The sequence below is a fragment of the Actinoplanes sp. ATCC 53533 genome (assembly GCF_003947245.1).
The window spans coordinates 1-23,443 of the sequence record NZ_QHHV01000327.1 but is presented as its reverse complement, the minus strand read 5'-3'; the positions used below and the strand labels follow the sequence as shown (position 1 = coordinate 23,443).

Annotated in this window: 27 protein-coding genes; 14 read left to right on the top strand and 13 right to left on the bottom strand. The window is 70.1% G+C overall.

What is annotated here, in order from left to right; all coding sequences use genetic code 11:
• Nucleotides 1–139: 139 nt before the first annotated feature.
• Nucleotides 140–1,000, bottom strand: a complete 861-nt coding sequence (locus tag DMB66_RS55900; RefSeq protein ID WP_125812151.1) for an Fpg/Nei family DNA glycosylase — start codon at nucleotides 998–1,000, stop codon at nucleotides 140–142.
• A gap of 25 nt (nucleotides 1,001–1,025) precedes the next feature.
• Between DMB66_RS55900 and DMB66_RS55895 the strand changes: the two genes are divergently transcribed.
• Nucleotides 1,026–2,216 carry a glycosyltransferase family 4 protein gene (locus DMB66_RS55895; protein WP_125812150.1) on the top strand — a complete coding sequence of 397 codons (1,191 nt, stop codon included), beginning with the start codon at nucleotides 1,026–1,028 and terminating at the stop codon, nucleotides 2,214–2,216.
• 31 nt (nucleotides 2,217–2,247) lie between these two features.
• Entirely contained in the window at nucleotides 2,248–3,768 is a 1,521-nt protein-coding gene (locus tag DMB66_RS55890; protein ID WP_233625549.1) for an arylsulfotransferase family protein, read from the top strand.
• Nucleotides 3,769–3,771: 3 nt separating this feature from the next.
• On the opposite strand, the gene DMB66_RS55885 is transcribed toward DMB66_RS55890, so the two are convergent.
• Genes DMB66_RS55885 through DMB66_RS55875 form a run of 3 tightly spaced genes read right to left on the bottom strand, consistent with a single transcriptional unit; the run spans nucleotide 3,772 to nucleotide 6,264 of the window.
• Nucleotides 3,772–4,509, bottom strand: coding sequence for a CDP-alcohol phosphatidyltransferase family protein (locus tag DMB66_RS55885; protein ID WP_125812149.1), 738 nt, complete (start codon nucleotides 4,507–4,509; stop codon nucleotides 3,772–3,774).
• Nucleotides 4,484–5,545, bottom strand: a complete 1,062-nt coding sequence (locus DMB66_RS55880) for an iron-containing alcohol dehydrogenase family protein (RefSeq protein WP_125812148.1) — start codon at nucleotides 5,543–5,545, stop codon at nucleotides 4,484–4,486. Before DMB66_RS55880 ends, DMB66_RS55885 begins: the two co-directional genes overlap by 26 nt.
• Entirely contained in the window at nucleotides 5,533–6,264 is a 732-nt protein-coding gene (locus DMB66_RS55875; RefSeq protein WP_125812147.1) for a sugar phosphate nucleotidyltransferase, read from the bottom strand. The genes DMB66_RS55880 and DMB66_RS55875 overlap by 13 nt, the downstream gene beginning before the upstream one ends.
• A gap of 223 nt (nucleotides 6,265–6,487) precedes the next feature.
• On the opposite strand from DMB66_RS55875, the gene DMB66_RS55870 reads away from it, so the two are divergent.
• The 3 genes from DMB66_RS55870 (at nucleotide 6,488) to eccB (ending at nucleotide 10,595) form a co-directional block, all read left to right on the top strand.
• Nucleotides 6,488–7,582 (top strand): PLP-dependent aminotransferase family protein, encoded by a 1,095-nt coding sequence (locus tag DMB66_RS55870; protein WP_125812146.1) that lies wholly within the window; start codon nucleotides 6,488–6,490, stop codon nucleotides 7,580–7,582.
• Between the two features lie 351 nt (nucleotides 7,583–7,933).
• The gene (locus DMB66_RS55865) at nucleotides 7,934–9,076 is read left to right on the top strand and encodes a magnesium and cobalt transport protein CorA (protein WP_125812145.1); all 1,143 of its coding nucleotides are present in this window, start codon (nucleotides 7,934–7,936) and stop codon (nucleotides 9,074–9,076) included.
• A 64-nt stretch (nucleotides 9,077–9,140) separates the two neighbouring features.
• Nucleotides 9,141–10,595, top strand: a complete 1,455-nt coding sequence (gene eccB, locus DMB66_RS55860; protein ID WP_125812144.1) for a type VII secretion protein EccB — start codon at nucleotides 9,141–9,143, stop codon at nucleotides 10,593–10,595.
• A 141-nt stretch (nucleotides 10,596–10,736) separates the two neighbouring features.
• Here the strand turns inward: eccB and DMB66_RS55855 are convergent, their stop codons facing one another.
• On the bottom strand, nucleotides 10,737–11,426 hold the full coding sequence (locus tag DMB66_RS55855) for a hypothetical protein (protein WP_233625548.1): 690 nt from the start codon (nucleotides 11,424–11,426) through the stop codon (nucleotides 10,737–10,739).
• A gap of 175 nt (nucleotides 11,427–11,601) precedes the next feature.
• On the opposite strand from DMB66_RS55855, the gene DMB66_RS55850 reads away from it, so the two are divergent.
• Both DMB66_RS55850 and DMB66_RS55845 read left to right on the top strand, forming a co-directional pair.
• The gene (locus tag DMB66_RS55850) at nucleotides 11,602–12,126 is read left to right on the top strand and encodes a peptidylprolyl isomerase (protein WP_125812142.1); all 525 of its coding nucleotides are present in this window, start codon (nucleotides 11,602–11,604) and stop codon (nucleotides 12,124–12,126) included.
• 31 nt (nucleotides 12,127–12,157) lie between these two features.
• Nucleotides 12,158–13,069 (top strand): rhomboid family intramembrane serine protease, encoded by a 912-nt coding sequence (locus DMB66_RS55845; RefSeq protein ID WP_125812141.1) that lies wholly within the window; start codon nucleotides 12,158–12,160, stop codon nucleotides 13,067–13,069.
• Between the two features lie 5 nt (nucleotides 13,070–13,074).
• Here the strand turns inward: DMB66_RS55845 and DMB66_RS55840 are convergent, their stop codons facing one another.
• Complete coding sequence (locus DMB66_RS55840) at nucleotides 13,075–13,497, bottom strand: PH domain-containing protein (RefSeq protein ID WP_125812140.1); 423 nt, start codon at nucleotides 13,495–13,497, stop codon at nucleotides 13,075–13,077.
• 37 nt (nucleotides 13,498–13,534) lie between these two features.
• Between DMB66_RS55840 and DMB66_RS55835 the strand changes: the two genes are divergently transcribed.
• Both DMB66_RS55835 and DMB66_RS55830 read left to right on the top strand, forming a co-directional pair.
• The gene (locus tag DMB66_RS55835) at nucleotides 13,535–14,665 is read left to right on the top strand and encodes an acetyl-CoA C-acyltransferase (RefSeq protein ID WP_125812139.1); all 1,131 of its coding nucleotides are present in this window, start codon (nucleotides 13,535–13,537) and stop codon (nucleotides 14,663–14,665) included.
• Between the two features lie 58 nt (nucleotides 14,666–14,723).
• Complete coding sequence (locus tag DMB66_RS55830) at nucleotides 14,724–15,176, top strand: hypothetical protein (RefSeq protein WP_125812138.1); 453 nt, start codon at nucleotides 14,724–14,726, stop codon at nucleotides 15,174–15,176.
• Here DMB66_RS55830 and DMB66_RS55825 read toward each other — a convergent pair.
• Entirely contained in the window at nucleotides 15,173–16,063 is an 891-nt protein-coding gene (locus tag DMB66_RS55825) for a transketolase family protein (RefSeq protein WP_125812137.1), read from the bottom strand. The genes DMB66_RS55830 and DMB66_RS55825 overlap by 4 nt on opposite strands.
• A gap of 5 nt (nucleotides 16,064–16,068) precedes the next feature.
• Nucleotides 16,069–16,749 carry a transketolase gene (locus DMB66_RS55820; protein WP_125812136.1) on the bottom strand — a complete coding sequence of 227 codons (681 nt, stop codon included), beginning with the start codon at nucleotides 16,747–16,749 and terminating at the stop codon, nucleotides 16,069–16,071.
• 50 nt (nucleotides 16,750–16,799) lie between these two features.
• Here DMB66_RS55820 and soxR point away from each other — a divergent pair, with 50 nt between their 5' ends.
• The 4 genes from soxR (at nucleotide 16,800) to DMB66_RS55805 (ending at nucleotide 18,403) form a co-directional block, all read left to right on the top strand.
• On the top strand, nucleotides 16,800–17,249 hold the full coding sequence (gene soxR, locus DMB66_RS55815) for a redox-sensitive transcriptional activator SoxR (RefSeq protein ID WP_125812135.1): 450 nt from the start codon (nucleotides 16,800–16,802) through the stop codon (nucleotides 17,247–17,249).
• Nucleotides 17,250–17,404: 155 nt separating this feature from the next.
• A complete protein-coding gene (locus tag DMB66_RS62005; protein WP_158647691.1) occupies nucleotides 17,405–17,608 on the top strand; it encodes a hypothetical protein in 204 nt (67 codons plus the stop codon).
• A complete protein-coding gene (locus tag DMB66_RS55810; protein WP_158647690.1) occupies nucleotides 17,592–17,864 on the top strand; it encodes a hypothetical protein in 273 nt (90 codons plus the stop codon). The genes DMB66_RS62005 and DMB66_RS55810 overlap by 17 nt, the downstream gene beginning before the upstream one ends.
• On the top strand, nucleotides 17,861–18,403 hold the full coding sequence (locus tag DMB66_RS55805) for a hypothetical protein (protein ID WP_125812133.1): 543 nt from the start codon (nucleotides 17,861–17,863) through the stop codon (nucleotides 18,401–18,403). Before DMB66_RS55810 ends, DMB66_RS55805 begins: the two co-directional genes overlap by 4 nt.
• Before the next feature lie 61 nt (nucleotides 18,404–18,464).
• Here DMB66_RS55805 and DMB66_RS55800 read toward each other — a convergent pair whose 3' ends face one another.
• The 5 genes from DMB66_RS55800 to DMB66_RS55780 form a co-directional block, all read right to left on the bottom strand.
• The gene (locus DMB66_RS55800) at nucleotides 18,465–18,665 is read right to left on the bottom strand and encodes a hypothetical protein (protein ID WP_199753218.1); all 201 of its coding nucleotides are present in this window, start codon (nucleotides 18,663–18,665) and stop codon (nucleotides 18,465–18,467) included.
• Nucleotides 18,666–18,760: 95 nt separating this feature from the next.
• Nucleotides 18,761–19,252, bottom strand: coding sequence for a hypothetical protein (locus tag DMB66_RS55795; RefSeq protein WP_148112898.1), 492 nt, complete (start codon nucleotides 19,250–19,252; stop codon nucleotides 18,761–18,763).
• Nucleotides 19,225–20,001: a hypothetical protein gene (locus DMB66_RS55790; RefSeq protein ID WP_125812131.1), complete on the bottom strand. Its 777-nt coding sequence runs from the start codon at nucleotides 19,999–20,001 to the stop codon at nucleotides 19,225–19,227. Before DMB66_RS55790 ends, DMB66_RS55795 begins: the two co-directional genes overlap by 28 nt.
• 82 nt (nucleotides 20,002–20,083) lie before the next feature.
• Nucleotides 20,084–20,800, bottom strand: coding sequence for a hypothetical protein (locus DMB66_RS55785; protein WP_125812130.1), 717 nt, complete (start codon nucleotides 20,798–20,800; stop codon nucleotides 20,084–20,086).
• 24 nt (nucleotides 20,801–20,824) lie between these two features.
• Nucleotides 20,825–21,421 (bottom strand): matrixin family metalloprotease, encoded by a 597-nt coding sequence (locus DMB66_RS55780; protein WP_158647689.1) that lies wholly within the window; start codon nucleotides 21,419–21,421, stop codon nucleotides 20,825–20,827.
• 597 nt (nucleotides 21,422–22,018) lie between these two features.
• Here DMB66_RS55780 and DMB66_RS55775 point away from each other — a divergent pair.
• Nucleotides 22,019–23,443: hypothetical protein (locus DMB66_RS55775; RefSeq protein WP_148112897.1), on the top strand; the 1,425-nt coding region annotated here is incomplete at its 3' end.

The window sequence follows — 23,443 nt, the reverse complement described above, 5'->3', positions numbered from 1 at the left end:
GGGGCTCCGGCGGGGCCGCCGATCCCTCGCCCGCTGTGCACGAAGCGTGGGACCGGGCCACTATACCGATGGAACGGCCCAGAAGAAGCGGACGTTGTGCCTGCTTTCCCCCGCGGAGCCGCTTGTGCACACTCTGTGACTATCGGATCAACTTGGACAGCCGCCGGTCGGCGAGCGGCTTTCCGCCCGTCTGGCAGGTCGGGCAGTATTGCAGGCTCTTGTCGGCGAAGGAGACCTCGCGGACCGTGTCGCCGCAGACCGGGCAGGGCAGTCCGGTGCGGGCATGCACCCGCATCCCGGCGCGCTTCTCGCCCTTGAGCTCGGCGGCCTTTTGTCCCACCGACCGCGCGACGGCGTCGGTCTCGACCAGCCGCATGGCCTCGAACAGCGTCGTGAGCTGCTCGTCGGTGAGCTTGCTGGTCAGCGCGAAGGGCGACATCCTCGCCACATGCAGGATCTCGTCGGAGTAGGCGTTGCCGATGCCGGCCAGCACCTCCTGGTCGGTGAGCACGCCCTTGACCTGGCCCGAGCGGCTGCGCAGCCGCTCGGCGAACTGGTCGCGGTCCACGGCCAGCGCGTCCGGACCGAGCCGCGCGACGCCGGGCACCTCGACGGGGTCGCGCACCAGGTAGGCCGCCAGCGACTTCTGCGTGCCCGCCTCGGTCAGGTCGAACCCCGACTCGTCGTCGAGGCGGACCCGGATCGCGATCGGACCGCTGCCCGGCTTGAGCGGCGCGGGCGACTTGAACGATTCCCGGTAGTGCAGCCAACCCGCGCGGGCCAGGTGCACGACCAGGTGCAGCTCCGAGTCGAGGGTGAGATCCAGGAACTTTCCGTGCCGGCCGGCGGCGGTGACCGCCAGGCCCGCGACGGCGGAGGCGGGCGGATCGTAGGTCTTCAGGGCGCTGAAGGACGACACCTCAAGACGCTGGACTGTGCGGCCGACCGCACGCTCCCGCAGATACGCGGCGAGCGCCTCGACCTCGGGAAGCTCCGGCACGCCCTCAACGGTAGCGTTTCGGAGCGTGAAGGTCGTCGTAGCGCACAACAGATATCGCGAGGCGATCCCGTCCGGCGAGAACGTCATCGTCGACACGGAGATCGCGCAGCTCACGGCGGCCGGGATCGAGGTGCTGCCGTTCCAGCGCTCCTCCGACTCGATCGGGGAGCTGCCGCTCGCGCAGAAGGCCCTGCTGCCGCTCTCGCCGATCTTCGGCCGGGCGGCCCAGCGGGACCTCGCCGAGCTGCTCCGCCGCGAGCGCCCCGACCTGCTGCACCTGCACAATCCGTACCCGTTGCTCTCGCCCTCGGTCGTGCGGACCGCGCACGCGCACGGGGTGCCGGTCGTGCAGACCGTGCACAACTACCGGCAGGTGTGCTCCTCCGGTCTCTACTTCCGCGACGGGCACAACTGCCACGACTGCCGGGGTAAGGCGCTGGGCTGGCCGGCCGTCGTGCACAAGTGCTACCGGGGCTCGGCGGCCCAGAGCGCGCTGATGGCGACCACGCTGGCCGTGCACCGGCCGACCTGGAAGTCGGTGGATCGCTACATCGCGCTGACCGGGCGGATCGCCGATCATCTCCGAAACTACGGCATTCCGGACGAGCGCATCGTGGTCAAGCCGAACGGCCTGCCCGATCCCGGCGACCCGGCACCGCTCGGCGACGGCTTCCTCTACGCCGCCCGGCTCTCCCCGGAGAAGGGCCTCGCGCTGCTGCTCGACGCCTGGCGCCGGCACCCGGACGGCGAGCTGGGCGACCTGCGCATCGCCGGTGACGGGGAGCTGCGCCCGCTCGCCGAGCGGGCCGCGGCCGAACGGGCCGACGTCACCTACCTCGGCCCGCTGGACCAGGCCGGCATGGCATCCGCCCGCCGGGCAGCCTCGGTGATCGTGGCCGTGCCGACCTGGGACGACGTGTTGCCGACGGTGATCCTGGAGGCCATGGCGACGGGCCGGCCGGTGCTCGGCACCGACGTCGGCGGCATCCCGTACCTGCTCGGGATCGGGGAATCCGGGACGCCGGCGGGCTGGGCGGTCCGGCCCGACCCGGAGGCGCTGGCCGCCGCCCTGCCGATCGCTCGCGTGGACGCCGCGGCCGTCGCGCCGGCCGCCCGCGATCGCTATCTGCGCGCGTTCCATCCGGACGTGGTGACCCGGCGGCTCATCGGCATCTATACCGGTCTCACAGCGAATTCACACCCCGCACCTAGGTAGTTCGGCTGCGAATCGGGGAAGGCTGATCCTCGTGACGGATGCCAGAATCTCCCGCCGCAATGTCCTGCTGGGCGTCGGCGGCGCCGCGATCTGCACGGCGGCCGGGGCCGGGGCCGGCTATGCGATCGCCGACACCGACAACGATGCCGGTGCGCCGGCGGCCACCGCTCAGGCCGGTCCGGCGAAATTCCGCTCCCGCCCCGACCTGCGGGCGTTGCCCGACGTCACCATCACGACGCCGGCGAACGCGACCGCACCGGGTCTCATCTTCCTGACCCCGGCCTCCGGCGCCGGCCTCTGGGGCCCGCTGATGATCGACGACAAGGGCTCGCCGGTCTGGTTCCGCAAGGTGCCCGACCCGGCCACGGTGGCGATCGACTTCAAGGCCCAGCACTACCAGAACAAACCGGTGCTGACCTGGTGGGAAGGCACGATCGGCGGCACCGGCGGGCAGGGCGTCGGCCAGGGTGAGTTCGTCATCGCGGACACGTCGTACCGGGAGATCACCCGGGTGCGGGCGGCCGGCTCGGAACAGGCCGACCAGCACGACTTCGTGATCACACCGAACGGCACCGCGCTCTTCTGGGTCTACGACCCGATCCCGTACGACCTGAGCGCCGTCGGCGGGCCGGCCGACGGCGTGCTGCACGACGGGGTCATCCAGGAGATCAACATCAGGACCGGGCAGCGGGTCTTCGAGTGGCGGGCCCGCGACCACGTCGGCCTCGACGAGTCGTATGCCCCGCTGCCGGAGGGTGACTCCGCGCATCTGCCCTACGACTACTTCCACGCCAACTCGGTCGGGCTGGATGCGGACGGTCACCTGCTCGTCTCGGCGCGACACACCTGGGCGACGTACAAGATCAATCGCAAGACCGGCGCGGTGATCTGGCGCATCGGCGGCAAGAAGTCGGACCTCGTCGTCGACGAGAAGTCCGCCTTCAGCTGGCAGCACGACTTCCGGCGGCGGCGGGACGGCTCCTACAGCGTCTTCGACAACGGCGCCGGCATCACCAAGCAGCACGAGCAGTCGCGCGGCCTGATCTTCAAGGTCGACGAGGCCGCCCGGAAGGTCTCGTTCGTCCGTGAGTTCCTGCATCCGGCCAAGCTCTCCGCGCCGACCCAGGGCAACTTCCGGGAGCTGGCCGACGGCGGCTCGTTCATCGGCTGGGGGCAGCGGCCCTACTTCACCGAGTACGCCCCGGACGGGACCGTGCGGCTGGACGGGCACCTGCCGCTCGACAACCAGTCGTACCGGGCCTACAAGGCCGAGTGGGCCGGTGCGCCGCTGGATCAGCCCGCGCTGGGGCTGCACGTCGACGGCGGCAACGTGGTCGTCAGCGCGAGCTGGAACGGCAGCACGAAGGTGGCGCGGTGGCGGGCCCGGGCCGGCGGCCAGCCGCGCGCGCTGACGCAGACCGCCGAGGCCGACCGCACCGGCTTCGAGACGACCCTGACGCTGCCCGGCACACCGGAGTACGTGGTGGCCGAGGCGCTGGACAGCAGCGGGAAGGTGCTGGGGACCTCGTCGGCGATTCCCGTCCGCGTGTAGGGCTCAGTCCTTGAGGGCGGCTCGGCCGGAGAAGGCGATGCTGGCCGCCAGGAAGGCCCCGTTGACCAGGGTGAAGGCGCCGATGATGAAGATCGACCACTGTGGTGCCACGGTCAGCACGACGCCGGCCAGGGCGATCACGGCGCCGTAGTCGCGGACCAGCTTGACCAGGCGGACCGGGGTCGAGCGGCTCGTCACCATGCTGGAGGCCTGGCTGCCGGTCTGCATCACCGAGGTGACCAGGTTGACCATCCAGGTGCCCGCGAAGGCGGCCACCAGCCAGGCCGGGGTCTCCGGCACGTGCGCCTCGGCGACCGCGGACAGGGCCGCCACCAGGGCGATCTGTCCGGCCACGTCGCACAGCACGTCGACCCGCCCGCCCGCGGCGCTGGTCTGGCCGGTGACCCGGGCCAGCTGGCCGTCCGCGCAGTCCAGGGCGTACGCGAACTGCCAGCCGACCAGCGCGAGCAGCCCGACCGGCCAGGCCCACACCCGGTCCTCGGCGACCGGTCCGGCCGCCGCCACCACGACGAACGAGACCAGGCAGCTCAGCCCGAGGTTGGCCACGGTGAGCACGGTCGGCGCGAGCCGGTGCTTGTGGGCGAAGACGGCGATCCGGGCGCCGGCGCGCTGACTGACGGCCTCGCTGAACAGTCCGCCACCGCGGTTGACGGCGTAGTAGTCGTCGGCGGTGGGTGGATTTTCCACGGCGGTCTTAGCGGTTGGCGACGGCGTCGTCATATTCGGCCAGCTTCCTGCGGATTTCGTCCGGGGACAACGTGAGGTGTTCCAGGATCGTGTAACGGTCCGGCCGGGTCTTCGGCGCGAAGTCGACGACCTCGGCCAGTTGCTCCCGGGTCAGGCCCACGTCGGCGGCCGTCCGGGGCAGGCTGTGCCGCACCAGGCAGTCGGACAGCTGGCCGAACCGGCGTTCGTCGCCCCGCAGGAACGTGCAGAACAGCGCGCCGAGGCCGGCGAGCTCGCCGTGCGAGGCGGTGCCGGGATAGAGCGTGTCCGCCGCGTGGATGATCTCGTGGCAGCCCCCGCTGCACGGCCGGCTGCTGCCGCACACGGCCATGGCCAGGCCGCTGGAGATCAGCGCCTCGGCGAGCACCGTGACGAACACGTCGTCCTGCATGTCGCCGGGCATGTTGAGGATCGCCTCGGCGCCGACCCGGGACAGCGACGCGGCGAGGCCGTCGACCGGCTCGCCGCGGATCTCCCGACCCAGATCCCAGTCGGCCAGGGCGCTGATATTGCTGATCACGTCGCCGATCCCGGCCCGGTTGACCCGTTCCGGGCCGTTCTCCACGAAGTCCAGGTCGACGATCACGGCGTACGGGATGTGCACGCCGTATGAGCCCTTGACCCCGTCGTTGATCAGGCTGGCGACCGGGGAGGCGATGCCGTCGTTGGCCAGGCTGGTCGCCACCGACACCATCGGCATGCCCCAGCGGTTGGCCGCATACTTGGCCGCGTCGACGGTCTTGCCGCCGCCGATGCCGACCACCGCGTCGTAGGAGCGGGAGCGGAGCTTCGCCGCCAGCTCGAGCGCCGCGTCGAGGGTGCCGCCGGTGGTCGTGTAGACGTCCGCCGAGCCCAGCGACGGCCGGATCATCTCGGCGATCCGCTCGCCCTGCCCCGGGCCGACCACCACAGCCACGTCTCCGCCGGCGGAGATCCGGCCGTCGGCCAGGATGCGGCCCAGGTCAGCGACCGCGCCGCGCCGGACGTCGATGTGCAGCGGGGTCTGGACGCTCCGGGCTAGTAACGGCATGCGATGTCCCGGGCCTTGGTGAGGTCGTCGTGGTTGTCCACCTCGACCCACGGGATGTCGCCGATGGTCGCCGCGCGGATCTCCCCACCGCGGTTCGCGTATTCCTGGTAGCCGTCCTCGTAGTAGAGGTTCGGGTCGCGTTCCCAGGTGGTCTTGAGCGCGTCGGCGAGGTCGGCGGCGGCCGTGGCCTCGATGATCGTCGCGCCGATGTACTCGCCGAAGGCCTCGGCGGGATCCATCAGCTTCGTGATCTTCGTCAGCCGGCCATCCGCCGAGAAGACGGTCTTCATCTCCTCGTCAGCTAGCTTCTTCACATTGTCAACAGCGAGCAGAATGCCCGGGCCGCGACTGTTGAGAAGGGTGTGCTCGACGCTCACCGGGTGCACGGTGTCGCCGTTGACCAGCAGCGCGCCCTCGGCGAAGCGGTCACGGGCCAGCCAGAGGGAGTAGGCGTTGTTCCACTCCTCGGCCTTGTCGTTGTGCACCAGCGTGATCTTGACGCCGTACTTCTCCTCGAACGCGGCCTTGCGCTCCTCGACCGCGCCGGCGCGGTAGCCGACCACGATGGTCACGTCGGTCAGTCCGGCGGCCGCGAGGTTGCGCAGGGAGATGTCCATGATCGTGGTCTCCCCGTCGACGGGGACGAGCGCCTTCGGCAGCGTGTCGGTGTACGGACGCAGCCTGCGTCCGGCGCCGGCGGCGAGTACCAGACCGATCATGAGGTGGTTCCTTCCGAAATGAGGGGCGTGCCAGCCGAGGATAGCCGTGGGTTCACATACCGAGGCTGTGCAGGCGGTTAGCAGTGGCTGTCGGCGATGTCCCACCAGCGGGAGGCGAGGTCCCACCAGCGGGAAAAGCTTGCGTGCCGGCGACCGGCGCCGGAAGAAAATGCGGCCGGGTACACCTGAAAAATTGTATAGAGCCTGCTCGTAAGCTTGGGGCATGACCGCTGAGCAGCTGATCTCGTTCGCAAGAGGGGCTCCGTCCCTGGACATCGTCGACGTCGAGGGCCTCAAGGCCGCCGCGGCGCGTGCCTTCGACGCCGATCCGGCCGGAGTGACCGCCTACGGCACATCCGTCGGTTACGTCCCGCTGCGCAAGTGGATCGCCGACAAGCACGGGGTCTCCCCCGACCAGGTCATCGTGACGAACGGTTCGCTGCAGGCCGACGCGTTCCTCTTCAACCACCTGGTCAACGCCGGCGACGACGTGATCGTGGAGAAGCCGACCTACGACCGCACCCTGCTGAACCTGCAGAACCTGGGCGGCAAGGTGCACCAGGTGACGATCGAGCCGGACGGCATCGACGTCGCCGAGCTGAAGGTGCTGCTCGAGTCGGGCCTGCGTCCGAAGCTCGCGCACATCATCCCGAACTACCAGAACCCGGCCGGTGTCACGCTGTCGCTGGCGAAGCGGCAGGAGCTGCTGAGCCTGGCCGTCCAGTACGGCTTCACGATCTTCGAGGACGACCCGTACGTGGACATCCGCTTCCGCGGCGACGCCCTGCCGTCGATGCTGTCGATGGACACGGAGAACGTGGTCGTGCACGCCTCCAGCTTCACCAAGACGGTGTGCCCCGGTGTCCGCGTCGGTTACCTGGTCGGCCCGGCCGCCCTCATCGACGCCATCGCGAAGAAGGCCACCAACCTCTACATCTCGCCCGGCATGGTCTCCGAGGCGATCGTGCACCAGTTCTGCGTCTCCGGTGACATCGACCGGTCGGTGCGCACCGTCAGCACGGCCCTCGCCGAGCGCGCCCGGGTGCTGGCCGCCTCGCTGCGGGAGCACATCCCGGGCGCCACGTTCACCGAGCCCGACGGCGGCTACTTCCTCTGGGTGGACCTGCCGGAGTCCGTGGACGTCGACAAGCTCTTCCCGGCGGCCATGAAGAAGGGCGTCGCCATCGTCAAGGGCAGCGACTTCCTGCTGGACGGCGGCAAGTCCTCGGTGCGTCTGGCGTTCTCCGCGGTCACCGTCGACCAGATCGACGAGGGCGTACGCCGGATCGCCGCGGCCATCGCCGAGATCTCCGGCTGAGCCCACCCGCGGCGGAAGCCCGTGCGAGTTCGTTGAGTGATACCTGCCCGACTGTCGGGTTTCCGACACTGTGCTCTTGACGCCGGTCCTGGGTTTCCCCGGGACCGGCGTTCGGCTCACAATGCTGCTGCACCCGGCTGCATGACCATGCGGTCCGGTGCGTCGACAACCACCCCCGCCCCCCGGCGCCGGGCGGGCCGATCGCACCTTCACCCCCCGAAATGCGGCCGGTCCGTCCGGCGCCACCCCCCGCCGCGGCACCCGCGTGGCGCGGCGGGGCAACCTCGCGGGCGTAGCCTCGTGCAAGCCGCACCGCGAAGGCCTGGCCACATCACCCTGGGGGAGGCAGTCATGGGCGAGAACAGCGTGCCCCGCATCCGGGCCACCGGCGTCAACCGGTCGTTGTCGAGGGCCTGGACGGCCCCCGTACGGGCGATGAACAGGTTCCTCGGCACCGCCGAGGACCAGCAGGACGAGCCCGGCCGGCCGTTTCACGGCACGGCCGTGGTGGACTGCGGCGTCTACGTCGACGGCAAGCGCGAGCCCGGCGAGTTCACCCCCGACGAGGCGCTGCGCGAGGCGTGCAGCCGGGAGAACGCCTTCGTCTGGCTGGGTCTGCACGAGCCGACCGCGGACGAGATGGCCGCCATCGCGCGCACCTACGACCTGCACGAGCTCGCGGTCGAGGACGCGGTCAAGGCGGAGCAGCGGCCCAAGCTGGAGCAGTTCGGCTCGGTGCACTTCCTGGTGCTGCGCACCGCCCGCTACGTGCCGCACCGCGAGCTGACCGAGACCTCCCAGGTGGTCGAGACCGGCCAGATGATGATCTTCGTCGGCGAGCGCTTCGTGATCACGGTCCGGCACGGCGACGCGTCGCGGCTGGCGCCGGTCCGTGCCGACCTGGAGGCGCGGGGCGTGCTGCTCGAACAGGGCCCGTGGGCGGTCGCCTACGCGGTGACCGACCGGGTGGTGGACGCCTACGTCGAGGTCGCCGACCAGGTGGAGGCCGATCTCGACATCATCGAGGAGGGTGCCTTCTCCCGCGACAGCGGCAGCCCGGTGCAGCAGATCTACCAGATGAAGCGCGAGATTGTGGAGTTCCGCCGGGCCGTGGTGCCGTTGCAGCGGCCACTCGCGACGATCACCGCACCGCAGAACCGGCTGGTGCCCAAGGAGATCCGCCGCTACTTCCGCGACGTGCAGGACCACCTCACCCGGACGGTGGAGCAGGTGTCGTCGTACGACGACCTACTGAACTCGATCCTGCAGGCCCGGCTGGCGCAGGTCACGGTCGATCAGAACAACGACATGCGCAAGATCGCCGCGTGGGCCGGCATCGCGACGGTCTGGACGGCGGTCGCCGGCGTCGAGGGCATGAACTTCCTGCACATGCCGGAGCAGAAGTGGCAGTACGGCTACCCGGTCGTCTTCCTGCTGATGCTGGGCGTCTCGGTGCTGCTCTACCGCGCGTTCCGCCGCAACGGCTGGCTCTGACCCGCCCCCCGCTGCCACCCGCCGACCTTTACAGTGACGGGGTCGCCCTGGGGAGGGAAGCCGCGTGCCGTCACGCCAGGATCAGCTGCACTCGTACCAGTACTCGCAGCAGCGGGTGGTGGCCGCGCTGGTCACCCACGACCCCGATCCGCACCGTTCCCCGCTGCGCCGGGCCGGCAGCGCCGCGCTGATCAGCCTGGTCGTCGCCTGCCTCGCGGTCGGCGGCGCGGCCGTCTACGGCCTGCTCAAGGGCCGCAGCACGGTGGAGCCCCGCAACGAGGCCGTGGTCTTCCTGGAGAAGGGCTCGGGCGCCCGCTTCGTCTACCTCAAGTCCGACGACCGGATGCACCCGGTGCTCAACTACAGCTCGGCGCTGCTGATCGCGAAGGCCTCCGAGCCGGAGATGGTCGAGGCCTCGTCGCAGAGCCTGGCCAAGGTGGCGCTCGGTGACCCGCTCGGCATCCCGGACGCGCCCGACTCGCTGCCGGCGGCCAAGGACGGGCTGGTCGACCGGCTGTGGACGGTCTGCTCGCGGACGCCGACCGATGCCGGCTCCGGCACCCCGGCGCAGAGCCTGCTGGCGGTCGGCGTCCGGCTCACCGACGGCACGGTGCTGCCCGTGCCGCAGGCCGACACCCCCGCCGCCGGCCTGCGCGGTTTGCTGGTCGCCGATCCGGCCGGTCGCACGTATCTGATCTACAACAACAAGCGGTTCCTGATCCCGGCCGGCCAGCTGCAGCGGACGCAGGACTTCCTCGGCTGGAACCAGCAGCCCCTGCGGGTGGCGGCGGCGTGGATCAACGCCGTGCCGATCGGGCCGGATCTGAAGCCGCCGGCGATCGAGGACCTCGGCGACCGGTCACCGGCGATCTCGGACGCCGACATCGGCCAGCTGCTGCAGATCCGAACGGGCACCGCCGGCGGCGAGAAGTGGGGCGTGGTGCTCGGCGACGGTGTGGCAGACCTCACCGACGTGCAGGCGAGGCTCCTGCGGGCCGACCCGGAGTCGTCCGACCCGCAGGGCATGGACCTCAACGTCTACAGCAACCTGCCGCACTCCCAGACCCAGCTTGTCGCCGAGGCCGGCGCCGCGGGCTTCCCGCCGGCCGTCCCGGTCCTGCTCAACGGCCCGGAGCAGGTGTGCCTCACCTACGACGGCGAGGACGGCAAGGGCGCGATCAGCATCCGGATCGGCCCCACGGCGCCCGGCGGCAGCCCGGTCTCCGGCGCGCCGGCCGTTCCGGGCGGCGTGCAGGCCGACCTGGTGCACGTGCCCCGCGGCAAGGGCGCGCTGGTGGTCTCGGCCGCCTCCCCCACGGCTCCCGCGGGCACCGGCACGGTCAGCATCGTGACGGACACCGGGCGGCGCTACCCGGTCGCGAGCAGGGACGTGCTGCCGCGGCTGGGCTATGCCGGCGTCGAGCCCGACCCGATCCCGGGACAGCTGGTCGCACTGCTGCCCCAGGGGCCGGCGCTGGATCCGGTCCGCGCCCGCCAGGGTGCCTCGGCCGAGGGCTGAGAACAGGCTTCGGCCGAGGGCTGAGAACAGGCTTCGGCCGGTGGCTGAGGACACGCTTAGGCCGAGGGCTGAAGACGCGGCGAAGCGGGCGGACGACTCCGCATGGAGCGCCCACCCGCCTGCACGAATCCGTTGCCGGATTCAGCTCTTGTTCTGTCCGCCGCCGGCCATCCGGGCCACCTTCGGGCTGTGCTGCGCCGAAGAGGTCTGATCGGCCGTGTCGGTGTTCACCGCGATGACCGGTTCGGTCTTGTCCGCCGGCGTGACGAGGCCCGCCGGGCCGGACAGGTCGGCCGGCTCGAACGCGGCGTCGTCGGCCCCGGTGGTCCCCGCCATCGACGTGACCGGGGTCGGGTCGTACTCGTCCCATTGCGCCTGGCTACGCTTGCGGACCACGTAGGCGCCCGCGGCACCCACTGCGGCGCCGGCCAGCAGCAAGCCGCCGAGCTTGACGCCCGACCGGCTCTTCTGGTTGCGGCCCAGCGTCTTGTTGGCGCGCTTCTCGAGCCGTTTCGCGTTCTTCCTCGCGATCTTTCTGCTGGCCTTGGCGTTCTTCTTGCTGGCCTTGGCCGTGTCCCTGCCCATGTGCTGAGCCTTCTCGGTCGCGGCGGTGACCAGCGGAGTCAGCGTCGCCAGGGCGCTGTCCCAGCTGTTGGACGCGGCGTCCTTGGCCTTGGCCGCCGTCGGTTGCACGCGGTCGCGGGCGGCGTGGAACTTGGGGCCCACGGTCGCGCTGGTCTCGTGTGCGGCGATCGATGCCGCACGCTTGAAGTGATCAACGCTCTGGCCGAGCTCGTTCTTCATCTTCGCGCTGCGGTTCTTCCGTCGCATCGTTGCGAACACCAGTGCCCACCTCCTGTGGCTCGATCTCCCACGTCATGTTGCCCTCTTGGGTACCCCCGCGTAGCCGGATCAGACACATGGGGGAGGATCCGAACTGCAAAGAACTGTCCTGCGCCGATCCCGACGTAGCGGACCGGCGACCGCGACACTGATGGGAGTACCCGTGGCCGAGACTCTTTACGCCACCCTGCACACCAATCACGGCCCGATCCGGCTGCAGCTCTTCCCGGATCACGCGCCGGCGACCGTGCGCAACTTCGTGGAACTCGCGGAAGGCACCAAGGACTACGTCGACCCGCGCACCGGCCAGAAGGGCGAGGGCCCGTACTACGACGGGACGATCTCGCACCGCGTCATCGCCGGCTTCATGGTCCAGCTCGGCGACCCGACCGGCACCGGCCGTGGCGGCCCCGGCTTCCAGTTCGCCGACGAGTTCCACCCCGAACTGCAGTTCGACCGCCCGTACCTGCTCGCCATGGCGAACGCCGGCCCGGGCACGAACGGCTCGCAGTTCTTCATCACGGTCAGCCCCACCCCGCACCTCAACCGCCGCCACACGATCTTCGGCCAGGTCGCCGACGAGCAGTCGGCCAAGGTCGTCGACTCGATCGCGACCACGCCGACCGGTCCCGGCGACCGTCCCCGCGAGGACGTCGTGGTGGAACGCGTGGAGATCGAGCGCGCGTAGTCGGTTTACCCCGTCCGGGTATCGTTGCGGTATGAGTGAGTCTCCGGTGACGGCGCCGGTCTGCTACCGCCATCCGTCGAAAGAGACCTACGTCCGCTGCACCCGCTGCGAGCGGCCGATCTGCCCGGACTGCATGAACGAGGCCTCGGTCGGCCACCAGTGCCCGGAGTGCGTTGCCCAGGGCAGGCGCACACAGCGGCCGGCGCGTACCGCCTTCGGCGGTAGCGTGACCGGCCGCGCCGGCACGGCCACCAAGGCGCTCGTCGGCATCAACGTCGTCGTGATGCTCATCTCGATCATGAGCGGCGGGTCGAACGCGGTGGCCGGCGGTGGCTGGGGCGGCCTGCTGGGCGGCAGCACCCCGCTCACCGAGTGGGGCGCGGTGCTCGGCTCAGCCGCGTACGGCCCGGCCGGCGACGTGGCCCTGCACGGCATCGCCCACGGCGAGTGGTATCGCCTGTTCACCGCGATGTTCCTGCACTACGGCGTCCTGCACCTGCTGATGAACATGTACGCGCTCTGGTTCCTCGGGCGCGACGTCGAGCGGGTGCTCGGCACAGCCCGCTTCGTCGGCCTCTACCTGCTGGCCGGCCTCGGCGGAAACGTGGCGGCGTACCTGTTCTCCGCCTCCAACAGCATGACCGCGGGCGCGTCGACGGCGGTCTTCGGCATGATGTCGGCCATCTTCGTGCTGCTCAAGCGGCTCAACTTGAGCGTCGCGCCGATCCTGCCGGTGATCGTCATCAACGTCGTCTTCACCCTGGTGATCTCGAACCTCTCGGTCGCCGGCCACTTCGGCGGCCTGGTCGTGGGTGCGATAGTGGCGGCCATCCTGGCGTACGCGCCCAAGGAGAGACGCAACCTGGTCCAGGGCGTCGGCTGCGCGGCGGTGCTGGTGATCCTGCTGTTGCTCGCCGTCTACCACACCCTGTCCCTGACCTGACCGCCCTAGAGCGGGGCGTTGGCCCGCAGGGCGTTCAGCGCCTCGGCCACCTCGGCCGGGTCCGTGCCCAGCTCGTGCACGCTGAACAGGTGCAGGCTGTCGCCCGTGTCGATCTCCAACAGCTGGTTGCGCAGACCCCGTCGTTCGCGACGGTCCACCCGTACCCGTTCGACCTGCGGCCAGGCCACGTGCCGGCGCCGGACGAAGCCGACCACCATGGTGATCCCGCTGGTGTCCGCGCTGAGCCGGACCGGTGCGACCAGGTCCCGGGCCGCCCAGCCGGTCAGCGCGGCGGCGACCACGATCGCGATGACCCACTGCACCGGATCCTCGCGGCCGAAGGCCACGACGAGCACCACCAGGGCCACTGCGCCGAGCAGCCTGACGATCGGCAGGACGGGCCGGACCCGCCACTGAAGAGGCGACATGGTCACCACTATGGCAGTCCGGCGTAACGTCGGCAGTATGCGAGACGCGGTGATCGTGGGGGCGGTACGCACTCCTGTCGGGCGGCGGAACGGCGGGCTGGCGGAGGTGCATCCGGCTGACCTGTCGGCGGTGGTGTTGCGGGCGCTGGCCGAGCGCACGGGCATCAATCCGGTGGACGTCGAGGACGTCATGTGGGGGTGTGTCTCCCAGGTGGGTGAGCAGTCGTGGAACATCGGCCGCACCGCGGTGCTGGCGGCCGGCTGGCCCGAGTCGGTGCCGGCCACGACGATGGACCGGCAGTGCGGGTCCAGCCAGCAGGCGCTGCACTTCGCCGCGGCGACGGTGCTGTCCGGGCAGGCCGACCTGGTGGTGGCCGGCGGCGTCGAGTCGATGAGCCGGGTGCCGATGGGCTCCAGCGCGGCGGGTGCCGACCCGTACGGCGCGGCGGTCGCCGAGCGCTATGGCACCAGCGTCTTCAACCAGGGCGTCGGCGCCGAGATGATGGCCGCCCGGTGGGGCCTCTCCCGGTCGCAGCTCGACGAGTACGCGCTGGCCAGCCACGCCGCGGCGGCGAAGGCGCAGGATGCCGGCGAGTTCGACGCGGAGGTGGTCGCGGTCGGCGGCATCGCCCGGGACGAGGGCATCCGGCGCGATACCACGGTGGAGAAGCTGGGCGCGCTCAAGACGCCGTTCAAGGCCGACGGGGTGGTCACCGCCGGGTCCGCGTCGCAGATCTCCGACGGCGCCGCGGCCCTGGCCGTCACGACCTCACGCTGGGCCGCCGCGCACGGCCTGCGGCCGCTGGCCCGCGTGCACACCGCGGTGGTCGCGGCCGCCGACCCGGTGATCATGCTGACCGCGCCGCTCCCGGCCACCGCGAAGGCGCTGGCCAAGGCGGGCCTCACCCTGGGCGACATCGGAGTGTACGAGGTGAACGAGGCGTTCGCGCCCGTGCCGCTGGCCTGGCTGGCGGAGACCGGCGGTGATGCGGCCCGGCTCAATCCGCGCGGCGGCGCGATCGCCCTCGGTCACCCGCTGGGTGCCTCCGGCGCGCGGATCATGACGACGATGATCCACCACATGCGACAGACGGGCGTCCGCTACGGGCTGCAGACGATGTGTGAGGGCGGCGGAATGGCCAACGCCACGGTGCTTGAGCTTCTGTAATTCGATATTCATCGTCGCTTGCCCGATCCTTCCCCGTTCGGCCACCGTTAAACCTCACATGGACGTGTTTTCCCGTACGTTCCTGCCCGCCGCCGCCGAAGCCGGGGTCGCGATCCCCACCGTGAGCCGGCACATGCCGATCTTCCGCCGCTGCGTGGAACCGGACGATGCGACGGTGCTGGTCACCAGGTGCATCAGCCCGGACCGGCCGCTGGCCGGGGAGTTCCTGCTGCTGCTCACGTACCGCCGGGTGGTCGTGACCCAGGAGACCCGGGTGCTGCACCGGCTGCGGCTGCACCTGAACGCCAACCTGCGCCACCTGAGCGACGTCACCTGGAACCCGGACCTGCGCACGTCGGTGGTGGACGTCGCCGCGACCGCGGTGGACGGGATTCGCGAGCGGTTCCGGATGCGCCTGGCCGAGCCGGAGCAGGTGTGGCACGTCGACGCGCTGCTCAAGCACGCCTTCCGCGAGCGACGCACCCCTGCCGCATTCACTGTCGCGGCCTAGCCGCGGCCGGCCCGCAGGAAGTCGCTGATCGACGCGCGCAACCCGGCCGGGTCCAGGCCGTGCCAGCGCGCATGGTCGGCGGGGGTGCCATACCGCCGCTGCTCCACGCGGCTCACCCCGAGGTGCAGAGCCCGATGCGGTACGTCGGACAGCGCCGCCGCCACCAGCCGGCTCGACGTGCCCGCCAGGTAGGGCTCCACCAGAACCACCTCGCGGCTGACCAGTTCCCGCAAACCCCCGGTATCGAGCGGCCGAGGCGTCAGCGTGTACGCGACCGTGACGTCCAGGTCGGCGGTGGCGGCGAGCACCGGGTCGAGCATCGGCCCGACCGCCAGCACCACCGGCGCCCCGGCCCAGCCCCGCCGCACGACCCGCAGTTCGTCGGTCGTCGCGTACGCCCGGCTGTTCAGCTGCGTCGACAGCCGCACGTAGATCCGGTCGTCGGTCCGCGCGGCGGCCCGCAGCAGCGCGGGCACCTCGTTCGGGTGGCCGGGTACGTGCACGGTCCAGCCCGCAAGGGTGTCCAGCAGGGCGACATCGCCCGGAGACTGGTGGGTGTAGCCCTCGCTGGAGGCGTCGTACGAGGCGCCGATGCTGACCAGGACCGCGCCGGCATCCTGGTGGCCGAGGTCGAGCTTGATCTGCTCATAGGTCCGGTCGATCACGAACGGCGCGTACGAGTGCACGTAGGGCCGCAGCCCGGTCAGCGCGAGCCCACCGGCGACGCCGGTCATCAACTGCTCGCGAATGCCGACGTTGATCACCCGATCCGGATGCCGGCGCTGAGCGGGCGCGAACGCCTCGCCGGAGATGTCGGCCAGGACCACAGCGGTCCGCGGATCGGATTCCAGCAGCGCCGTGGTGGTGGCGACGAAGGTGTCTCGCATGATCTTCAGCCCTTCTTCTCGACGACGGCGACGACAACGCGCGGCCGGTCCGGGTCCTGCTGCCGCAGGGCGGTCTCGATGGCGCCGTGGTCCCGGCCATCCACCGTGGAGGCGGACCAGCCCGGGAACCGGCCGGCGATGCCGCCGGGCCAGCCGTGCGTGGCCGACTGGTTGTCGATCACGATCGCGGTGAGCCGGCTCAGCCCGGCGGCGGGCGCGTAGGCGATCGCCTCGTGGTTGGCACCCTCGTCCAGTTCGGCGTCGCCGAGCAGCACGAACGTCCGGGCGTCGAAGCCCTGAGCGCGCAGCCCGAGGGCGGTGCCGACGCCCAGGCCGAGGCCGTGCCCGAGCGAACCGGTGCCGATCTCCACCCCCGGGATCAGCACCCGGTCGGGATGGTGGCCGAGCCGGCTCTCCGGCCCGCCGAGATCGTCCAGCCACTCGACGGGAAAAAACCCCTTGGCGGCGAGTACGGCGTAGTAGCCGGCCGGCCCGTGCCCCTTGGAGAGCAGGAACCGGTCCCGGTCGGGTTCGTCGACGGTGTCGGGGGAGACGCGCAGGATGCGGTCGTAGAGCACCCACAGCACGTCGAGCGTCGAGTGCGCGCTGGGCGCGTGCTTCTCGTCGCCGGTCAGCCGGGTCAGTAGAGTGCCCAGCAGGTCTGGTTTTTCCGCTGTCGTGGTCATGCACCCCAGCCTGCAAGTTAAAGTTCACTTCAACTCAAGTAAAATCGGGGATGTCAGGAGTGGAGCTCCTCACCATCGGCGACATGGCTGTCCGCAGCGGTGTCACCCAATCGGCGTTGCGCTACTACGAGCGGGAGGGACTGATCCGCTCGACCCGTACCGGCGGCAACCAGCGCCGTTACGACCGGCACGAGTTGCGCCGGGTCGCGTTCATCCGGATCGCCCAGCAGGTGGGGGTCTCGCTGGACGAGATCCGGGAAGCCCTGGCGGAGCTGCCGGAGAACCGCACGCCGACGAAGGCGGACTGGTCACGGCTGTCGGCGCGCTGGCGCCGCAAGCTGGAGGCCCGCATCGCGATGATGGAACGGCTGCGCGACCAGCTGACGGGGTGCATCGGGTGCGGCTGCCTGAGCCTGCAGCGGTGCAAGCTGATCAACCCGGAGGACCGGCTGGCCGCCCGCGGCTCGGGCGCTCAGATGATCATCAATCCCCCGGGCTGAACGCGCACAATTTCGTGCCCCTGGGGTGGCACATCCCGGTTATTCCGGGTGAATCGGCATGTCCATCGCCCGTCGGGGGTACTCACCCGGCTCGCATCCGAGCCAACATCGGTCCCGCCCGGACCGAATCCCCCCGATTTCAGGAGCGAGACGCGATGACCGACCCGTCCGTCCCGGAGAGACAGGCCCCCCAGCCTCGACTCTCTGCCGAGGACATCGCAGCCGGTGAGAAGTACGCCGACCCGCACGACCCCGGCCCCGCTGAGCAGTACGCGGGCGAGCCCGTCCCCGACCCGTGGGAGGAGGCGTCCGATGGCGAGCTGGATCCTGGTGCCATGCCTGGTGACCCTCAGGAGTGAGTTCAACGCGCTCGCGCCCCGCCGGGACAAGTCGAGCGACGGTTCCATCGGCGACACCGCGCACTCCCAGAGCTCGTCGGACCACAACCCGGACGAGACCGGCAACACGCCGTCCGAGGACGCCGACTCGATCAACGAGGTCCACGCCATCGATGTGGACAAGGACCTGCGCAGGTCCGGCTGGACGATGCAGAAGGCGGTGGAGATCATCGCCACCGCCACCGCCAGGGCCGGGACGCCCGCCTGCAGAACGTGATCTACAACGGCCGAATCTGGTCCCGCTCGTGGGGCTGGACGGCACGCCGCTACACCGGGGCGAACGCCCACACCCACCATGCGCACTTCTCCGCGCGCTACACGACCGCCCAGGAACGCGACACCCGGCCCTGGGGCCTACTGGAAGCCGAGGACGACGACATGGCCACGATCACCCAGTCCGACTTCAACGCCCGCATGGACGCGTGGTGGACCGCCCGGATGAGCGCGAGCGCCAAGGACAACCCCCAGCGCAACGCCCTGCGCGTGGCGCCGTGGCAGCAGACCGTCGGCCGCACCGGGCGCACCACGCACGAAGTGCTGTTCTCCGACATGCTGACCCTGCTGAAGGAGGCCGCCGAGGACGACCCGGAGCAGGTGGCGAAGCTGGTGCTCGCCGGGATGGACTACCAGGCCATCGCGAACGCCGTGGTCGGCGCGCTGGCCAGCCCGTACCAGTCGAGCGAGGAGACGGCGGCCGCGCTGCGCACCGCCCTGGGCGACCGCGCCGAGGAGGTCGGACGGCTGCTCGCCTCCTGAGCCACGCGATCCCCCGCTTGTTGGTGTTTCTACTGGTCAGCGGGGGATCGCAGGGCCCGGCCTAGGCGTCGCCCTCGGGGTCCTCGGCGAGGTTCGGCCGGTGCTCCCGGATCCACGCCTCGACGACCTCCGCGTCCCACACGGCGCCCATCTCCAGGGTGGCCAGCGGCTCGGGAAATCCACGCTGCCGCGAGATGACGTACGCCCGCTGCCGGCCCACGCCGAGCGCCTTGGCGATCTCGGCGGTCCCCATCAACCTCATAGCGAATCACGCTAGGTACACGTCAGGTTTACGGATGGAGTGTGCCAGATCTGTTAATGGTCGCCGTGTACACGTGTATCCTGCGCCGGATTCGGTCAAGCGACCCGTGGCACCGGCTTTTTCGGCAGCGCAAGCATGCTCACGTCGCCGGTCTGCTCGGGAGACGGCGCCGTCCGTTGGGGAGTCGCCGCGATCGTGTCGGCATCCGCCTGAATCTCGGTGTCGTCCGGCGCGTCCGGCGCGCCAGCCGGTGACACGATGCCGGAGAGGAATGCGACCAGCCTGCCCGCGTCGTCGGCGGCCAAGCGGAAGGAGCCCCGGCACGCTGCGCCCGCCCACAGCGACACGACGACGACCTCGCGGTCCTGGTGGTAGCTGACCCGCATCGTGCGGTCGTCACCGCGCACGTCAAGGAAGACGTCGCCGACAGTCGGCATCGGAAGCACCTCGCCCATACCGATCAGCTTGCCGGAACGGCGATCCGGAGGGAAGGCCCGCCGGCTGTGCGGCGTCGTATGGCCTTTCCCGCACTGGCCGGACCCGGCACCCATGTGCTGCGTCACCCGGCGGCGTTGATCGTGCGCCACTCGGCCTGCTTCCGGAAGGCCAGCGCGGACACCAGATAGCTCCGGTCGCCGATGTCCCACCGCCACGGCGGGGCCATGCCGAAGCGGTCGAGCCGCAGATCCGGGCTGGTGCTGAGCCACCGCTCGATGGCGAACGGGTTGGCGCCGGTGAAGAAATTCCCGCCGTTGACGACCTCCGCCAGGAGCGGCCCGAGCCCGCCGGTTCCGGTGGTGCGCAGCTGCGGGCACGTGTCGGAGGACACGACGTCGGTGACGAGCATGCCGACCCCCCGCGGAGCCAACAGGCCGGTGATCAGACGCAGGTGGTCGTCGCGGACCGTCAGCAGCTCCGGGCCGGTGGCACCGGCCTGGAGGGCGACGTCCAGGAGCTGCGTCAGCACGGTGGTGGAGACCACGACGTCGCCCCGCGACAGCCTCTCGAGCCGGTCCGGCGCCGGATCGGTGAGGTCGACGCCGCCGTGCAGCCGGAGGCGGGCGCCGTCCGGCAGCCGCTGCCGACGGACAGCACCGGCCAAGGCCTCGGTGTCGATGTCGACCAGATCGACGTCGGCGAAGCCGGCCAGCAGCCGGGCCAGTTCGAGGTCGTTGCAGTTGCCCGCGCCTAGCACGACGAGCCGGCTGGACGGCCGCCCGGTGCGGTGGCCGAGGATCAAATCGGTGACCCGTCGCCGGTGACCGGCGAAGTCGTCCCACCGGCCGGCCGATCCCAGATTGAGCTCTCGCTGGTGCCGCAGAGTCGCGCTGATCAAGAAGTCACACTCCGGCTCGAGGCGGGCCGGCCGGAACGTGCCGAGGCAGCGACGCCCCGGCACGCTCCGGCCGGACTGCGGCTCAGGACTTGCGAACCTGGTCGGCCAGGTCACTCAGCTTGCCGAGCTTCTCGCCTTCGGCCTGCAGACCCGGCATCGGCTTGCCCTCGGCATCGTGCTCGGCGATCGCGTTCGTCACGCCGTCCGGACCCTGCGCGAACACAGCATGCCGGTGCACCACGCCGTAGAGGGAGGCGTCGGCGGGATCCTCGGCGGGATTCGCCCCCGGCTTGGTGACCGGGCGTTTGTTGCCCTGCCACCGCAGGAACCAGATGCTGTAGCCCTTGGGGAGCGAGGCCTGGAAGCCCTGGATCTGCTTCTCGACGTTCACCGGCTCGCCCAGGAACAGTTCCACGGCGACCTTGCCGCCCAGCTCGGGCTGGAGCTTGCCGTGCAGCACGTCGATGTCGGTGAGGACCACCCGCATCGTCTGGACGTTGCCGATGACCCGTTGCGCGGCGACCTCGCCGACTTTGCCGGACACCACGACGGTGGACTCCCCGGTGGCCGCTTTGACCGTCGGGGGCGGCGCGACGAGCAGGGCGCCCTCGGTCTTCTGCCGCATCGGCTCGTAGAACTTCGAGTCCTCCGCGTAGAAGGCGTTCAGATCGGCGGCGGTCGTCCCCGACTCGACGGAGGCCGCCGCGTTCGTCCGGGCCGGATCAGCCGCCGATGAGCAACCGGTGGCCAGCAGGGCTCCGACCGCCACCCCGGCGATTCCGAGATGTACCTTTTTCATCTTCTCCCCCATGATGGTCGCTGCTCAGTAACGGCCGTTGACGTGGCCGCGGTCGTGGTTGTCATAGGTGGTGCCACCGTTATCACTGGCAAAGCTCCACATGCAGGAGGCCCGGGTGTCGGTGCGGTGCCGCAAGCCAACTGTGTGGCCCAGCTCGTGGCAGGCGACGTTGCGCCGCTGGGCCGGGGTGTCATAGACGCCGTTGTCGCTGGCCCAGTAATAGACGTTGAAATTCAGGTCCTGCCCGCGACACCAGCGGTTGGGGTTCGCGCCGCCCTGACCGGTGTTGTCGGCCGGGCACACCACCCAGGCGACGACCCCGTCGAGGGCGCCGTAGTTCCAGTCGTGCACCCACACGTCGGGCAGCGAGTCGTTCTCGTCGCGGTAGACGTGCAGGTCCGTGCCGTTGAGGTCGCCGATGGCGGCGGTCACCGCGGTGCCCAGTCCGGGAATCGACTGGTCGATCTGGTCCAGATTCACGTAGTTCAACGCGTGGTCGTTATTGTTCGCAAGATTGACGCAATTCATCGGCACGACACCGGCCGGATCGGTGCAGGCGGTCGAGCCGAACGGATTCGCACCGGCCGGCTGACCGCCGACACTGGTGACGATCGCCGCCACGCTCAGCACTGTCATCACACGAACCGATCCCTGCTTGAGTCGATCGGGACTGGGACTGATCTTGGACATCGAGCACCCCGTTCGTCGGTTCAGACGTAGTCGGCGGGCGGAGGGTTCCCCCCGGTCCGCATCGCGTTCGGCGCCGGCCGTCTGCGGTCGTCACGGCACTGGCCTGGTGCCCGTGAGCTGCTGCACGACTCGCATTGACGGCAACGTTAAACCGCATCGACTGTCCACAGTGTCCCGGTCGGCAAGTCGGATGATCAGGCGCAATTTCCGGCTATCGGTCGCCGTACACCGGGTTGGGTTGTCCGGCTCGATCACCATGGCGGAGTTCGCGGCAGCGGAAACGAATCCGCCACTCATGGGAATTCCCCACGAATACACCCACGCCCGGCTGACTTCTCTTGCCATCACACGATGGTGAGAACGGCAAGGTTGCTCAGAGCTGACAGGACGGAACATCCACAGTGGGCGGTAACGGTCATGTGAGGGACAACGCGGCGGGCGCTGCTGTGGCATGATCACCGGCATCTCTCTCGATGTCATGCCGGACTTACGGCCGACGTCACCCCTCCAACCAAGGGGAAAGTCCCAGTGCTTCCATTCTTCAGCCGGGCCCGTCTCGGGCGCTGCCTGGCCGTCACCGCCATCGTCCCCGCTCTGGTGCTGAGCACCGGCGGCGCCGCCGTCGCGGCCACCCACACCCTCACCCTCACCGTGCTGAACCGCTCCGGTGCCAAGGTGTCGGTCGCCGCCACCGTGGTCAACCTCTCCAGCGGCTCGCGGTACACCGCCCGCAGCAACAAGAAGAAGAAGCTGCCCAAGGGCAGCTACGCCGTGCTCACCTCGATCGCCACCGGCAACACGACCACGCTCGGCGGCCGCACGGTCAAGGTGTCCGGGTCCGCCAAGCTGACCGTCGACGCCCGCCAGGGCCGGCGGGTCAACCTCGCGGTGAGCCCGGCGCCGGTCGGCCTGTCCCGCAGCCTCAGCGCCCGGGTCTGCGCCAAGACCAGTGGGGCGAGCTACGACGTCGAGGCGTACGGCGACGACCTGTACGCCATCCCGACCACCTCCAAGAAGATCGCCTTCGCGGCCCTCGGCACGTGGAGTGACAGCTCCGGCCTGGCCGACGCGTACGCGGTGGTGCACCAGACCACCGGCGTGCCGAAGACACCCCGCCGTACGGTGAAGCGCTCGTCGCTCGGCACCGTCTCGGTCGTTTCGCGCCTCGGCCCGGAGGGCTCGAACTACACCGACGTCGCCGTGCAGCCGATCAAGCGCGGATGCGCGGACGACATGTACAGCGGCCTGTGGACCGCCGACCAGCCGACCCGCGTGAAACTGCGGCTGTCCACCGGTTCCTGGCACGTCCGGTCGAGCACGTCGGCGACCACCAAGAACGGCGAGACCTGGAACATCGGCTCGTACTTCGCGGAGCGCAAGATCGCGGCGGGCAAGACGTACGCGGTGCGCTTCTACAACGCCGCCTGGGGTCCGAGCACCCAGCTGCCGACCACGCTCTACGGCCGGGTCTCGTTCCAGATGAACGAGATGTTCACCGACCCGTACTTCAACCGCAACGACACGGGCAGCGAGGGCGGCGACAAGGCCACCGCGACCCTGGTCTACAAGGGCAAGACGGTCAAGACGAAGAAGGACCGGGGCTGGGAGCCCGAGATGACGGTCCTCGACTACAAGGTGAAGAAGGCCGGCTGGTACACGCTGACCAACACGGCCACGCGGTACTACCCGGAGATCAAGTATCCGGCCGGCATGCTGTCCACCAAGAGCGTGGTCAGCTACCGCTTCTACACCAAGCCCAACAGCAACGCGCTGGCCGAGGTCAACTCGGTGACGATGGTCCCGGCCGGGCTGAACAACTGGAACAAGGCCAAGGGCGGCAGCACGACCAACGTGGCGCTGAAGCTGAACCGCTACAGCCAGGACCCGGACGCCAAGCGCGGTAAGAACCCGAAGTTCAAGTCGCTCGGCGTCAAGATGTCCGCGGACGGCGGC

Excerpts from the sequence above, each read along its gene's own strand:
- DMB66_RS55875 (WP_125812147.1), bottom strand. The coding sequence starts at position 6,264 with ATGATCGGTCTGGTACTCGCCGCCGGCGCCGGACGCAGGCTGCGTCCG.
- soxR (WP_125812135.1), top strand. The coding sequence starts at position 16,800 with ATGTCAGGAGTGGAGCTCCTCACCATCGGCGACATGGCTGTCCGCAGC.
- DMB66_RS55830 (WP_125812138.1), top strand. The coding sequence starts at position 14,724 with ATGGACGTGTTTTCCCGTACGTTCCTGCCCGCCGCCGCCGAAGCCGGG.
- DMB66_RS62005 (WP_158647691.1), top strand. The coding sequence starts at position 17,405 with ATGACCGACCCGTCCGTCCCGGAGAGACAGGCCCCCCAGCCTCGACTC.
- DMB66_RS55820 (WP_125812136.1), bottom strand. The coding sequence starts at position 16,749 with ATGACCACGACAGCGGAAAAACCAGACCTGCTGGGCACTCTACTGACC.
- DMB66_RS55800 (WP_199753218.1), bottom strand. The coding sequence starts at position 18,665 with ATGAGGTTGATGGGGACCGCCGAGATCGCCAAGGCGCTCGGCGTGGGC.
- DMB66_RS55785 (WP_125812130.1), bottom strand. The coding sequence starts at position 20,800 with ATGAAAAAGGTACATCTCGGAATCGCCGGGGTGGCGGTCGGAGCCCTG.
- DMB66_RS55855 (WP_233625548.1), bottom strand. The coding sequence starts at position 11,426 with ATGCGACGGAAGAACCGCAGCGCGAAGATGAAGAACGAGCTCGGCCAG.
- DMB66_RS55870 (WP_125812146.1), top strand. The coding sequence starts at position 6,488 with ATGACCGCTGAGCAGCTGATCTCGTTCGCAAGAGGGGCTCCGTCCCTG.
- DMB66_RS55840 (WP_125812140.1), bottom strand. The coding sequence starts at position 13,497 with ATGTCGCCTCTTCAGTGGCGGGTCCGGCCCGTCCTGCCGATCGTCAGG.
- DMB66_RS55885 (WP_125812149.1), bottom strand. The coding sequence starts at position 4,509 with ATGACGACGCCGTCGCCAACCGCTAAGACCGCCGTGGAAAATCCACCC.
- DMB66_RS55835 (WP_125812139.1), top strand. The coding sequence starts at position 13,535 with ATGCGAGACGCGGTGATCGTGGGGGCGGTACGCACTCCTGTCGGGCGG.
- DMB66_RS55825 (WP_125812137.1), bottom strand. The coding sequence starts at position 16,063 with ATGCGAGACACCTTCGTCGCCACCACCACGGCGCTGCTGGAATCCGAT.
- DMB66_RS55880 (WP_125812148.1), bottom strand. The coding sequence starts at position 5,545 with ATGCCGTTACTAGCCCGGAGCGTCCAGACCCCGCTGCACATCGACGTC.
- DMB66_RS55865 (WP_125812145.1), top strand. The coding sequence starts at position 7,934 with ATGGGCGAGAACAGCGTGCCCCGCATCCGGGCCACCGGCGTCAACCGG.
- DMB66_RS55845 (WP_125812141.1), top strand. The coding sequence starts at position 12,158 with ATGAGTGAGTCTCCGGTGACGGCGCCGGTCTGCTACCGCCATCCGTCG.